Origin of the sequence: Actinoallomurus sp. NPDC050550 (assembly GCF_040655075.1) — a bacterium.
Lineage (GTDB): Bacteria > Actinomycetota > Actinomycetes > Streptosporangiales > Streptosporangiaceae > Actinoallomurus.
Map to the genome: position 1 here is coordinate 1 of NZ_JBFAJC010000108.1, position 12886 is coordinate 12886.

General features: G+C 65.5%; 11 protein-coding genes and 4 pseudogenes. 5 read left to right on the forward strand and 10 right to left on the reverse strand.

Going from position 1 to position 12886, the window contains the following annotated elements; translation table 11 throughout:
- Window positions 1-131 precede the first annotated feature (131 nt).
- The 5 genes from AB0I04_RS54010 to AB0I04_RS54030 form a co-directional block, all read right to left on the reverse strand.
- Window positions 132-410: a hypothetical protein gene (locus tag AB0I04_RS54010; protein WP_360904479.1), complete on the reverse strand. Its 279-nt coding sequence runs from the start codon at window positions 408-410 to the stop codon at window positions 132-134.
- A gap of 881 nt (window positions 411-1291) precedes the next feature.
- Complete coding sequence (locus AB0I04_RS54015) at window positions 1292-1825, reverse strand: hypothetical protein (protein ID WP_360904482.1); 534 nt, start codon at window positions 1823-1825, stop codon at window positions 1292-1294.
- 637 nt (window positions 1826-2462) lie between these two features.
- Entirely contained in the window at window positions 2463-3092 is a 630-nt protein-coding gene (locus tag AB0I04_RS54020; protein WP_360904485.1) for a HEPN domain-containing protein, read from the reverse strand.
- A gap of 156 nt (window positions 3093-3248) precedes the next feature.
- Window positions 3249-4166: a TIGR01777 family oxidoreductase gene (locus AB0I04_RS54025; RefSeq protein ID WP_360904488.1), complete on the reverse strand. Its 918-nt coding sequence runs from the start codon at window positions 4164-4166 to the stop codon at window positions 3249-3251.
- A gap of 111 nt (window positions 4167-4277) precedes the next feature.
- Entirely contained in the window at window positions 4278-4718 is a 441-nt protein-coding gene (locus AB0I04_RS54030; protein ID WP_360904491.1) for a hypothetical protein, read from the reverse strand.
- Between the two features lie 238 nt (window positions 4719-4956).
- On the opposite strand from AB0I04_RS54030, the gene AB0I04_RS54035 reads away from it, so the two are divergent.
- Window positions 4957-5520: a recombinase family protein gene (locus tag AB0I04_RS54035; RefSeq protein ID WP_360904494.1), complete on the forward strand. Its 564-nt coding sequence runs from the start codon at window positions 4957-4959 to the stop codon at window positions 5518-5520.
- A gap of 15 nt (window positions 5521-5535) precedes the next feature.
- On the opposite strand, the pseudogene AB0I04_RS54040 reads toward AB0I04_RS54035, so the two are convergent.
- Window positions 5536-6231, reverse strand: a pseudogene (locus AB0I04_RS54040) (Tn3 family transposase); the annotation flags it as partial.
- 25 nt (window positions 6232-6256) lie between these two features.
- Between AB0I04_RS54040 and AB0I04_RS54045 the strand changes: the two are divergent.
- A pseudogene (locus tag AB0I04_RS54045) lies at window positions 6257-6847 on the forward strand (methyltransferase domain-containing protein); the annotation flags it as partial.
- A gap of 537 nt (window positions 6848-7384) precedes the next feature.
- Window positions 7385-7501 (forward strand): annotated as a pseudogene (locus AB0I04_RS54050) (Tn3 family transposase); the annotation flags it as partial.
- Between the two features lie 236 nt (window positions 7502-7737).
- Here the strand turns inward: AB0I04_RS54050 and AB0I04_RS54055 are convergent.
- On the reverse strand, window positions 7738-8052 hold the full coding sequence (locus tag AB0I04_RS54055; protein ID WP_360904496.1) for an integrase core domain-containing protein: 315 nt from the start codon (window positions 8050-8052) through the stop codon (window positions 7738-7740).
- Window positions 8053-8209: 157 nt separating this feature from the next.
- Between AB0I04_RS54055 and AB0I04_RS54060 the strand changes: the two are divergent.
- A pseudogene (locus tag AB0I04_RS54060) lies at window positions 8210-8991 on the forward strand (transposase family protein).
- Here the strand turns inward: AB0I04_RS54060 and AB0I04_RS54065 are convergent.
- The 3 genes from AB0I04_RS54065 to AB0I04_RS54075 all read right to left on the reverse strand — a co-directional run bounded on the left by AB0I04_RS54065 (window position 8893) and on the right by AB0I04_RS54075 (window position 11170).
- Complete coding sequence (locus AB0I04_RS54065; RefSeq protein WP_360904499.1) at window positions 8893-9750, reverse strand: hypothetical protein; 858 nt, start codon at window positions 9748-9750, stop codon at window positions 8893-8895. The pseudogene AB0I04_RS54060 and the gene AB0I04_RS54065 overlap by 99 nt on opposite strands.
- 237 nt (window positions 9751-9987) lie before the next feature.
- A complete protein-coding gene (locus AB0I04_RS54070; RefSeq protein ID WP_360904502.1) occupies window positions 9988-10389 on the reverse strand; it encodes a hypothetical protein in 402 nt (133 codons plus the stop codon).
- A gap of 529 nt (window positions 10390-10918) precedes the next feature.
- On the reverse strand, window positions 10919-11170 hold the full coding sequence (locus AB0I04_RS54075) for a hypothetical protein (protein WP_360904505.1): 252 nt from the start codon (window positions 11168-11170) through the stop codon (window positions 10919-10921).
- A gap of 916 nt (window positions 11171-12086) precedes the next feature.
- Between AB0I04_RS54075 and AB0I04_RS54080 the strand changes: the two genes are divergently transcribed.
- Window positions 12087-12641, forward strand: coding sequence for a hypothetical protein (locus AB0I04_RS54080; RefSeq protein WP_360904508.1), 555 nt, complete (start codon window positions 12087-12089; stop codon window positions 12639-12641).
- The last annotated feature ends 245 nt before the right edge of the window (window positions 12642-12886 follow it).

Consider the following 12886-nt stretch of genomic DNA (forward strand, 5'->3'; position numbering starts at 1 on the left):
TCGTTTCTTCGTCGGTCACAGTGATCCTTCCCGGCCGGAGCCTCAGCTCCAGCCTGCCGGATCACCAGCCCGCCCACGATCTTTCAGACAGTCCCTCGTGCCTCGTTCCGGTCGCGCGGCGGCGGCGCCGTTCAGTTCCCGTCGGGTGGCACCAACGAGGGCCAGGGGGCGGGGTTGTTGCCCGATCCTTCTCCATTGAAGCTCGTGTCGCAGAGCTTCCAGGAGCCGTCGCGCCGGTCGGAGTTCAGGTGTAGTTGCTCTGTTGCGCTTCGCCAGGGGATACCTCCGGACTCGGCAGAGACCCCGCCATTGATGGTGACGATAACGGTGACCGTCGCGGTGCTGCCGTGCTGGGTGACGGAAACGAGGGTCAGCTGTGGGTGATACTCGATGGTGTAGAGCGAGCCCACGTTGACGGAGAAATCAGTTGAGTATGCCTTGCAGACCGTAGCCCCTGCCGCTAGAGAAAGGTCGTGGCCGTTTTTGTCGACGGGGGGGGTGGTTGCGGCTCGCTTTGGCCGAGGCGGCGTTGTACGCCGCGATGAATGCCTTGGCGTTGCCTTTCGGACCGGTGTCGTTTTCACTGGTGAGGAGTACCCCGGCGGCGATGGCTCCACCGATCAGGACGGCCGCGCCTACGGCGGCGCCGATGATCAGGCGGGTCTTGTTTCGGCCGCCCGGTGGCGGTGGGGGAGGTGCCATCGCGGGTCCGCGTTGCGGCGGGCCGTATCCCGGCGGATAGGCAGGTCCGCCCGGCGGTGGGTATCCGGGCGCAACGCCTTGCGAACGGCCTTGCGGCGGATCACCCTGCCGGGGACCGAGCGGACCACCTTGTGGATATCCGGATGGACCATGCTGCGGAGGACCGGGCGGGTATCCCGGCGGTCCCTGCGGTGAACCCATCATGGCCTCCAAGCCGAGGGCCGGGTCGTGGAGCTTCCCATCTTTGACTCGCTCTCTGATGGGCCGCGCTATGTATAAGGCCCGCAAATATACAGCGGTGTCTTTTTGTGATCAAGGTGACGGGCCGATGGCCTCGACGGGATGATCCGGCCCACGTCGATGTCGGGTAGTGCGTGGCGTGGCTGTTCTTGAAATGGGGGCCCTCCCCCCAAGGTGTGGACACCCTGAGCTCCCTGGATCATGGAGGTCTGGGGGTGAGAGGGGTCCTGCGTGGCGGCGTACTCGCTGAAGTGCAGAGGTAAGTACGGCTAAACGTGCAGGCGATCGCTGCAGTGGTTGAAGGGACGGTCGTCCACTACGGCTTCGCCGGGGCGGCTACCCCGCCCGGTCACCGATGTGAGTTACGCGGCTCGGTGAGGGTGAGGATCGACTCGACGACCGATTCCAGCGGGCGGGTAGCGTCGACGACCTCAACGCCCAGCGCCCGCATTCGCGCCTGGTGGTCCGGTAGCCAACGCCGCAGCAGGGAGAGGGTATCGCCGGTGCGGCCGAAGTCGTTTTCGCGGGACGGCTCATCGAGCCGTCGGAGCATCGTAGGCTCGTCGATCTCCAGCAAGATCACATGGTCGAAATGGTAGAAGAAGTCGGTTTCATTGCTGGCGTTCCCGCACACATACAGCCTCTGATCGGCGGCGATCAGAAGCTGCTCTAGCCGTGGCGGGTCCCACTCCCACCGGTGCCGGGTCAGCCACCCCCAATCAGGGGCGACCGGACGGCGGACGACCCGTCCTGCACCATCGACGAACCGAGCCAGCAACGGATCGGCATCCGCGTCGATCGACGGCCTGCCGCGCCTGGCAAGCTCAGCGGCCACTGTGGTCTTCCCCGACCCAGAACCGCCCGTGATCAGCACGGCCGTCATGGTGGTCACGTTAGCGCAGGCACCGAACGGTACCCAACGGAGTTTCGCCCGCCGCCCGGCACATGTGCCGCACCGGCCTAAACCGCTAACACCTGTGCACGTTTACCCGTACCTGCCTCTGCAGATGGATGAGTACGCCGACACTGCGTGGCGATGAAGGTCTACTCCGAGGAGTTCAAGGCCGACGCGGTGGCGTTGTAGTGCTCCCCGCGCACGCGGGGGTGGTCCCCTGTCCCGACGTGAGGACCAGGAGGGCACCCGCCGCTCCCCGCGCACGCGGGGTTGGTCCCGACGAATCCGCCGGAATGAACCTAACCGAGCGCTGCTCCCCGCGCGCGGGGATGGTCCCCACGACCCATCCCTGTCGGTGACCTCCCAGACCTGCTCCCTGCGCACGCGGGGATGGTCCCCGTCGACGTCAGTGCAGGTCAGAGAGGGGAATCTGCTCCCAGCGCACGCGGGGATAGTCCCGGCGACTCCGCCGACAAGGTGGCCAAGTTCCTCTGTTCTCCGCGCACGCGGCGATCGCTCGCTTGACGTCGGCCCACGCTCCTACTGGGAGATTAGGGGCGGTAGGCGGCTTCGAGGCCGCCGGCTGCAGCGAGCAGCGTCTGCCCGCAGGTGGTGCGTGCGCCGATCAGGGCGACTCCACTCTGTCCTTTCGACCAAGCGGCACACGTGGCTGTAGTAGTCGGTAACCCAGCCCTTTCTCACACTGCTGTCGTAGGAGCCGCGGTGGGCAGTGGGCGATGGCCCCGCGCGTCTCGATGTAGTCATCCAGCTTCTCCACTGCCCGAACCGCTGACATCTTGGACCAGTACCAAGCATTCGATATCTCCTTGATCCCGACGGTGTTCTCGAAGAGTTCGTTGATGTTGTAGCTCTTCGGGCTGTTTAGCTTGCGGTTCCTGTCATCCTGCAGGCGCTTCAGCCGTCTGGTCAGGACCATCCGCCAGCCTTCGTCGGCCAGGTCCCAGATGGCCAGATCATGTTTGGCTTCCCGAAGCTCCTTCGCGACCAGCTTCCGGAGTTCCGTGGGCAGGCTGGATGCCGTGCCATGCGCAACCAGATGCTGGAGGCCTTCGGCGGCCAAGTCTTCGCAGAACGCCTCCCAAAACGCCGTGAGCAGCACGATCGCTGCCTTGTGGAGCGCTTCCACCTTGTATATTCGCCCCGGGCCTGGACCCGCGACCTCAGTGTGGATCTCGGAGAGCCGGTCGATCTCCTGGCAGTTCTCTTCGAACGCCGTCCGCGCCTGACTTCCCACCGCACCCCCTTAGCTCAACCCGAATGTCTGTCCCGGGATTATCGCGAGGCCAGTCCGGTCCGTGATGTGAGCCAGCGCGGGCCCGGCCGGAGACAGCGGGTTCCCGGCGTGTGCTCAGCCGGCGAAGTCCAGGAGCGGGCGGGAGGGCCAACCCAGCTAGTCTGCTCCATCGTGATCGTTACTCAGTCCAGCGTGGAGGACGGTGCGGACGGTCGGATGGTGGAAGGTGAATCCGGCTTCGGTCAGGCGGGCGGGGATAACACGCAGGCTGCCGAGGACCTCGGGTGCGATCTCGCCCAGCACGCTGCGTAGTGTCCAAAAGGGCAGGCGCAGCGGTGCCGGACGGTGAAGCTCGTCGGCGAGGGCGGCGGTGAGGTCGCGGTTGCGGGCCGGTTCGGGTGCGGTGATGTTGTAGGGACCGGACGCGGTCGGGTGCTCGGTGAGGAAGCGGATGGCCCTGATGGTGTCGGTCAGCGAGATGTGGCTCCAGTACTCCCGTCCGCTGCCGAATGACGCCCCGAGGCCGAGGCGGAACCAGGGCAGCAGTTGTGGCAGAACGCCGCCCGAGGCTGACAGGACGAGACCGGTGCGCAGGTGGCACACGCGGATCCCGGCCTCTTCGGCGGGCCGGGTTGCTTCTTCCCAAGCTTGGGTGACCATGGGCAGGAACCCGGGTGAGGCGGGAGCCGCAGACTCAGTCAGTGTCTCGTCGCCTCGATCGATGCCGTAGTACCGAATACCCGAGGCGGAGATGAAAACGGCAGGCGGGTGTTGCGTCCGGGCCGCCAGAGTGGCCAGCGTGGCGGTGGTGTCGATGCGGCTGCGCAGGAGGAGGTCTTTGTAGGCGGCCGACCAGCGGCGGTCACCGATGCCCGCGCCAGCCAGATTCACCACAACGTCCGCCCCGGCAAGAACAGACGGGTCCATCGGCTCGCCGGCCTGCCAGCAGATCTCGTCCGGGGCCTGCGGTTCACGGCGTATCAGCCGGACGACCTGATGTCTGTCCGCTGCCAAAGAGCGCCGCAGCGCCATGCCGATGAGTCCGCTCGAGCCAGCAATCACAACCTTCGCCATCGGCATTCTCCATCTTTTCGGCACATCGTCAGGATGCTGGTGGCGATCGAGCGACCGCCGCCGAAGACTCACTCCGCGAGAGCCTACGAGAGCCGGTGGACATGGGGTCCTTCAACGCCCGGCCGTGATACTCGCGGCGAGTGTCGTCAAAAAGGCGACGGCGACCAGGCCCAACATGCTCCAGGCCAGCAGACGTAGCCGGCGCTGGTAGCCGGGCAACTCCTGCGGCAAAGCAAAGATTCGGGCGGGCCAATGTCGCCACGAGACGTAGCTGAAGATCGCGCTCGCGATGAGATACGGGCCGAGGGCCAGTCCGTACCACGCACGGGCAGCAGGTTGTGCGACCATCACCAACGCATCGGTGACCAGCAGTGCGCAAATGAGCCCGACCACCCGCCACCGGTTGCCGTGCGCCAGAGCGACCAAGAACCCCTCACGCTGCTCCACATCCGGGAAGAAACGCGCGACCCGAGGCTGCACAACGATCAAGCTATAGGCCATCGAGCCCAGCCACACAGCCGCGATCGTCAGATGAACTACCACAAAAACCACAAAACACAAGATACGGCCACGCCAGCTCAGAACCGCACCCGGGCTCCGAACCAGGCGATGTGCTCGGCTGCGCGGCCCTTCGCGGCTGATCGCGCCGGCAGGCAACCGTTGTAACCAAGATTGATCTTGTCGGTTATCGCTCGTTTGTCGTCACCCGAGATCGCGGAGTGTTCGCCCAGGAGGCGACTGTCGAAAACCCGTGACGTTGAACAATGACGATGATAGTACGTTTCTCGTCATGATTCTGGGCTATGGACGGGTCAGCACACGTGATCAGAACCCCGGCAGCCAGCGGGACCGGCTTGAGGCGGCCGGGTGCGAGCGGTTGTACGTCGACAAGGTGTCGGGCGCGCTGGACAGCCGCCCGGAGCTGGACAAGATGATGGACGGGCTGCGGGCGGGCGATGTGGTGGTGTTCACGAAGCTGGACCGCCTCGGCAGGTCGGTGAAGATCCTCAAACAGGTCGCCGACCGCGTCGAGGCGGCGGGGGCGGGGTTGCGGGCGCTGGATCAGAACATCGACACCACCACGGCCGAGGGCCGGTTGTTCTTCCACATCCTGTCCGCGTTCGCCGAGTGGGAGCGTGACATCATCAGCGCCCGCACGCTGGACGGGCTGGAGGCGGCCCGGGCCCGCGGCCGTACCGGCGGCCGGAAGAAGAAGCTGAAGACCGACCAGGTGGAGCGGGCCCGGCAGATGTACGCCGAAACCGGCCAGGACGGCAAGCGCCGCTACACCGTGGCGCAGATCGCTGCCGAGCTGGGGGTGAAGCGCACCACGGTGTACGGGTATCTGGGATGAGGGGGCGTCCGGCGGTCAGACCCCGTCCGGGTCGACAACGGCGTCTTCGGCCTCGGGGTCGTCCTGGTCGGGGTGGGGACGGGAGGTGGCCTCGCCCAGAGGTCGTAGGCCCTGGTCGGGGGCGGAAGAGGCGATGGAGTAGCGGCCCAGGGTGTTGAGGTGGGCGTGCCCGAGGGGGCTGAGCCGGGCGACGTCGGCGTCGGCGACCGGGACGCCCTGGGAGCGGAGCCGTTCGATGATCGCGTTCAAATAGCGAGAATTCCACAGCGTGACTGCGTTGACCACGATCCCGAGAGCCGCAAGTTGATCTTCTTGGCCTTCTCGGTATGCCTGCCTGATGCGGCCCTGGCCGCCGTGGCAGATCTTGCGGGCGAGGCGGTGGCGGGACTCCTGCACGCTCAGTTGCTTGCCCAGGGTGCGGCGGTAGCTGGAGTCGATGGGGTTGAGCAGGTTGAGCAGGTTGAGCAGGTTGAGCAGGTTGAGCAGGTTGAGCAGGTGCAGGGTCTTGTCGATGCGGCCGTACTCGGCCAGCGCCCGGCCCAGCGGGGTCGGGTGCCCGTCACGGCCGAGCATGCGCAGCAGGTCGTAGGCGCGGACCTGCCCGGTGGCCAAAGATCCGGCGAGGCGGAGCGTGTCGGGCCACTGCTCGTGGATCTTCTTGAGGCTGATCTTGTTGCGGGCGATCGCCTCGAGCGGCCCGTAGTCCGACTTCACCGGGGTCCCGTCCGCGACCGCGGAGATGGCCGAGAGGGGTGCACGGGCGGTCGGCATCGACCCCGACGAGCGGATGATCACCGTGGCCGCCAAGCGCTGGTCCGCTGCGGACTTCCGCATGGCGAGCGCCTACGAGCTGCTCTTCACCGACGGCGCGCTACACGGCTACCGGGCCGACAAGGTGTACCACGTCTTGGACGACCCCGCCCGCGCGGTCGGCGAGGCGCGGCGCGTGCTCGCCACCGGCGGGCGCATCGTGCTGATCGGACAGGACTGGGACACCTTCGTCATCGACGCCGACGACGCCGCCCTCACCCGCACCATCGTGCACGCTCGCGCCGACCTGGTCCCCACCCCTCGCGTCGTCCGCCGCAGCCGCAACCTCCTCCTCGACGCGGGCTTCGCCGACGTCACCGTCGAGACCCACACCAGGATCTTCACCGACGCGGCGATGGTGCCCGCTCTGGTTGACCTCGCCGAAAAGGTGCACTCGGCCGGCGCGATCAGCGACGCGCAGGCCGAAGCCTGGATCGCCGAGCAGCGTGAACGGGGCCGGCGCGGGCGGTTGTTCTTCGCCCTCCCGATGTTCGTGACCGCGGCCACGCGCCGGTGACCGCTGGCCGGCGGGGCACCCACCGGCAGGCAGGGCACCCACCGGCTTCGCGACGGCGCCGCGTGAGGTGAAGGCGTACGGTCCCAGGGGCGCGGGGGACCGCCGCCGGGACGGCTCCGCCCAATCACCGGTCGGTCCGGATAGCGGATCCGCGCACGGTGGCCGATCCGCTGGTGCTTGGCGCATCGACCTTGGCCTGCCCGGTCAATCTCTCCGGGACGGCTTCGGGAGTTCTGGGCCGCTCCCGAACGTATCCCCAGACAGCCGGCGCATAGGTGATCAAGAGTGCCATCTGAGTCCGAGCGCTGATTGGGGTGCCGGATTGGGCCGGACCCGAAGCCGGCGTGATTGCTCACGCTGGGTTCCCCGGTCTGCCCACCGCACCCGGCCTGCGTGTCTCCACGGTTCTGGCGGAGGGTGGGACATGCCCGCCTTGAGCCTGGTGCAGTTGGTCAGCGAGGTTGGTCGCGGGCGGTGAGGCGGTGCTTGGTGATCGGGGTTAAGGAACCTGCGGACAGCCGTTGGCGGTACCAGTGGGTAACTTTCGAAGTCCGCGCCTACGACCTGCTGCGCATGTTCGCTCGAAACGGCCGTCCCACGCCGCTCGGGCAGTCCTTCGCCGAGTACGGCCGCATCGACAAGACCATGCACCTTGCTGTCCGTCCTGGACCCGATCGACGACGGAGGGAGGCGCGGACATGCCTGGGCGGCGGGTCGGCTATTTCAGGGTGCGCAGCCTCGATCAGATGACCACGAGGCCGAGGGCGCCGCTGGTCCACCGGTATCCGGCCGAGGTGGTCGAGCTCGTCGCAGATCTTCCGGGTGAGCTCGCTGGCCCGCATCCCCACCGTGTGCCGCTCGAATATTGAGTTATGTGGTCTGAGCTGGGGTTACGCGGCGTGGTGATATTCATTGATCACTCCCGCGACGACGGGTTTTCGGCGGACGGATCGCGGGTCGGCCACGTCCCGGCCGGGCTGCGTTTCGATATCCGGAGGCCGCTGTTGCCGGGATTGGTGCGGCCGGTGGCGGTTGTAGTGGATCAGGTACTCGCGGAGTACCAGGGCCAGGTGGCGTTCGCCAAGGATCAGGATCCGGTCCAGAAGTTCGCGGCGGAGGGTGCCGATGACGCGTTCACAGATGGCGTTCATCCGTGGCGTCTTCGGCAGGGTGGTGATGATCCGTAGCCCTTCGGACTTGAACACCTCCCCGAACGCGGCAGTGAACCCATTTCATCCTCGGCCGGAGCCGCGGCAGGTCACGGCCTGATCGCGTGTTGGGGGTTCGTCCGGCGGCAGAGAAAAGCTCCTGGTAGACGGGTTGATCACCACAATCCCACCCGTCACCACCAGGAGCCTTCGGGTGCTTTTCTACCGTGCTGCGGCCGATCTGTCTCGTGCAACGCTGAACTATGTCGCGGGGCTGATCCGGCGTCGCCGTAAGGCGATCAGGTCGACGTGGCGGCTGCTCAACCCCGGCCAACAAGCTCTGCTCGTGTTGGTCTACCTCCGCAAAGACGAGACGTTCGTCGAGATCAGCGCGGGGTTCGCCGTGTCGGCGACCACGGCCTGGCGGTATGTGGAGGAGACCGTGATGTTGTTGTCGGCCCGCTCGCCAAGCTCACCCAAGCGTTGCGGAAGGCGAAGAAGGACGGGCTGACCCATGTGATCCTGGACGGGACGCTCATCCACACCGACCGGGTGAAGGCCGACCGCCCGTACTTCTCCGGCAAACATCGAGTGCACGGGATGAACGTGCAGGTGATAGCCGGTCCGGACGGGACGATCCTGTGGACGTCCGGGGCGCTGCCCGGCAAGACCCACGACCTGACCGCCGCCCGCGTGTGGGGCATCCTGCACGAGCTGGACAAGGCCGGAATCCTCACCCTCGCCGACAAGGGCTACCAAGGCGCCGGGACCACCGTCGTCATCACGCCTTACAAGGGCAAGAACAAGCCGGAATCCCAAAAGCAGGCCAACCGCTCCCACGCCAAGCTCCGCGGACCCGGCGAACGCGCGAACGCGCAGCTCAAGAGCTGGCGCATCCTACGGAAGCTGCGCTGCAGCCCCAGCAAGGCCGGCCATCTCGTCAAAGCCATCGCCGTCCTGCAGAACCACCGCGTCGCTCAGCTCACCCGAGGATGAGATGGGTTCAGTGAACAGCGGATCGCGATCATGAATCAGGAACCGCACCATGCCGATCCGATCGGCCAGGTCCATGGCGAGGTTCCGGGCCTGCTGCACCGCCCAGACCCCATTCGGGTGCGTGGTCACCCCGCCCAGGTGGAGCCGTCGAGTGCCGTGCTCGATGAACACCAGCACGTACAACCTCTGGAGCAGCACCGTCTCCACGACCAGGAAGTCACAGGCCAGGATCACGTGAGCCTGGGCGGCCAGGAACTGCCGCCACGTTGGCCCCGCCCGCCGTGGTGTGGGATCGATGCCGGCGGCGTGCAAAATCTCCCACACCGTGGACGCAGCGATCGCATACCCCAGCCGCGCCAACTCACCCTGGATTCTCCTATGCCCCCAGGTCGGGTTCTCCCGCGCCATCCGAAGAATCAGCGTCTTGATCGAAACGCCCGTGGACGGTCGCCCTGGCCGGCGCCGGTTGGTATTGGTCCACTTTCGGGCAACCAGGTGACGATGCCAGCGCAGGATCGTCGCCGGGGTGACCGGGAAGATCTCCGCCCACCGGCGACGGTTCACCAGCCGCGACAACGCCGTAAGCCAGAGCCGGTCGACGTGATCCCACCGCGGCCGGCCACGCAGGTGACGGCGCAGCACCTGGTTCTCGTGGCGGAGCACGAGTAATTCGACGTCCTTGGACAGATCAGACCGAACCAGCACCGCAAGCACACCGAGCAAGCACCGCACCAGCCGGTAGAGCAACGACAGCAGCACCTCGAGATGGTCCCAGCCTCGCCGGTGATCCCGCAGCGAAACGCCAGGTCACCACCCGAAACCGAATTTTCGAGCGGGACACCATCAGGGACATGCACTTTGATGCACAATTATTCGTCTCACCGTGCCGGGCATCGTAGATAGACGGCTGGCGACCGTGGGTCAGAGCCCGCTGGCGAAACCCGGCGCTCAACGCTCGTCACGTCTGGAACCGGTTACTGAGTCCCTGCGGCAACCTTACGTGGGTACCAGTTGGCTTATCGTCGGGGGCGCTGGCGGCGTCGGGGTTGCCTGGGCCGTGGTTGTTTTGGGCAGGCGGTGCACATGCTCGGCCTGTTCCTTCAGTCGTTTGCCGAGGCGTTGTCCTTGGCGGGCGATGATTTCCAGCGTTCCCAGGTCGGCCACTACGGCGAAGTCGGCGTCTGCGGAGACGACCACGAAACGCTGGTGACCCTTGGCCGCCTCGTCACGCGCTATTTTCAACAGTGCCTTGTCCGCGCCGTTCTTGCCCGCCTTTGCCCATTTGATCTTCACGGCCTGGGCCTTGAGCGCCTTGTGGCTTTGCTCCGAAAGCAGATCCTGGGGGAAGGCGGCCCAGCACACCGCGACCGGCTCGGCCAGCTCTCGGATCTGCCTCACGCGGGATGCCACCAGGTCGGGCGGGGGGGGTCACACCGATCACGTTCTCCACGTCCATCAGCACCACCGCTGGCTCATCGGCCATGCCCATTCCGCTGTCCACCTTGATCCGGTGGGTGTACGGGTTCGGAGCACGTTCGCTATTAGCTGGTCGAGACCGGCCCGGTCCTGCGGGAGCCACCTACCGCCAACGCTCCACTGACGCGACCGCTCCAAGGCGGCATTGCTGAGTAGCTGATTCACGCGCGCCGGACGCCGGTTGAGGGTCAGCTGGCGTTCCGTTCGGTGGAGTTCGGTACGACATCGCAATCTTCATCGTTGTCGGCCGCGGGGTGTTTCGCGATCGGGTGTCGCTGCCCGCATCTGGCAGGACGCGGTTGGGAACCAGCGTCGGATACCGAACATTGAAGGGCAACGGCGTCCGGCTGGCCGCCCAGGGCCGAGAGAGGCAATTCATGGACCCACAGGGTGGCGGGAGTCCTTCCCCCCAGGGGATGATCTCAGCGGTGGTCGGCGGGATCGTGACCGCCTAGTGTCCTGAGTTATTGGTTAGCGTCGTAAATTTGTGGCAGTAGTGGGCGAGGCTGTTGAGGGGCACGGTAGTACCGCCGCTACCGATGGCGCCCGCGTACAGGCGCTGCTGGCTTTCCTGGTTGACCATCTGGATGTGGGGCCAGGTGATCGTGGCGCTCGCGGTACCGGCCGTGCCGACCAGCACAGTCATCAAAGCCAAGAGCGACACAACCGGCTTCCAGATGTGGTGACGCAACAGCTTCCTCACTCTCACACCTTCCGTAGAACGACCCGCTCGAACTGAGCGATACCACGAGCCCGACATGGGCACCGCTGCGTGAGAAGACGACGCATGTCGTGCTCCTTGAGTGGTGTGGGTGTCTGGGTTGCCTGACACACACGGCTTATGCGCGGGTGCCACACATCACCGGCCGCGGATGGGACGATCGGCACGCGGTGCAATCACAGCCCTGCCCCAGCCGGCAGCCGGACCATGATCGTTCTCACCGATAACCCGCTGTACCGATGTTCCCCAAGACCGACTACGACCGGGTACAGCCGACTCGTGATGATCACGAACCGCAACCGTGATCTTTCACTCAGCTACCTGGCGGCTGGGGACACGTTCGGGAGCGGAGGGCCAAGACGACGGGGACGATGGACGCGGAGACTCCGCGTTAGCGCAGGTCAGCGATATCGGGCCGCACGAACTGGATAAACGGACAAGAACATGGATGAATGGGCGACTTCGGGAATTGCCCGGATATCCTTGCTTCCTTCACGTCCGCCCTGACGGTCCTCTCTCGAAGGTTCCAACAAACGAGAGGGGATAGTCCATGCAGCTACGGCTACCAAGAAACAAGGGACTCGCACGCGGCGCTTTCGCGTGCTCCTGGGTGGGAGCTCAGCTACGCAACGTGATGCAGGTCCATGCGGTGGGAGTCTCATCGATTGCGGCGAGCACCCTGACACAGGTCGCTACTGCCATCACCTACACAATCCCAGCCGGCGCTCGGGCGTACCTGGGGTCGCGAGGTAGGCAATCGAGCACCACACCCGCAAAAACAACCATCGCCCGGTCAGCCAAGATCTATATGACCATGGCCTTGTCAGTCAACGCGACGGTCTCCGTCCTGTTGTTGTACTGGACGGTGCGGCACCTCCCGCTAAGCACAATGGCCGGTGTGATCTTCACTACGCAGCTAACCTTCACCGCAGTGAAGATCTTCCTCAAGACACGACGGTCGTATGTGGCCGTCCCTTACCTGCTGATCGCTCTGGGCTTCCTTGCGGTGACCCAGCCGGGAGGCAATAGCTTCAACGTACTGGGCGTGCTCGCGGCAGCCGTTGTCGGGCTTGCTGGATGGTTGTACCCGTACTACCTCCAGTATCTCGATGACCATGACTTCACGGCACCGGCTCTCGCCGGGTCGGGAATCGGATCAGCGGCGCTTCTTTTGCTGATCTCGGCGTTCACCCACCAGCACCTTAACATCGGCCAGAATTGGCAGTTCGCCTTCCTCACCGCGCTGACAGGCGCCGTGTGGGGGACAGCGTTCACCTGGTTGGCCAAACGACTCGGCTGCGTCGCAGATGAATTGACCGCGATGCTCCCGTTCGGGCTGCTCATCGCACCCGTGGCGGGTTTGGTCTTCCTTCACCAAGTACCCGACGCTCTCACACAGGCCGGAGTGCCACTCGTGATCTTTGGCGGGTGGTTGCTGAACCGCCTCGCGTGAGGCGAACCATCCCAGCGGGGCGGCTCAGGCCGCTCCCGCTGGGACATCTCTGACACGTGTCCAATGCAAAGTCATCGGGAGTGGATTCTCACCGGCGATCGGAGTCCTGGATCGGACTGCGAAGATCAGCCGAGGGTGAACGTCCTGGCACGGATACGGCGCTGGCTGGGAGGGTGTGCCTCATGGAGGACTTGCGGGACGCCGAGCGCCGACTTCAGACCGCGCAGCTCGCTGGAGATGTCGAG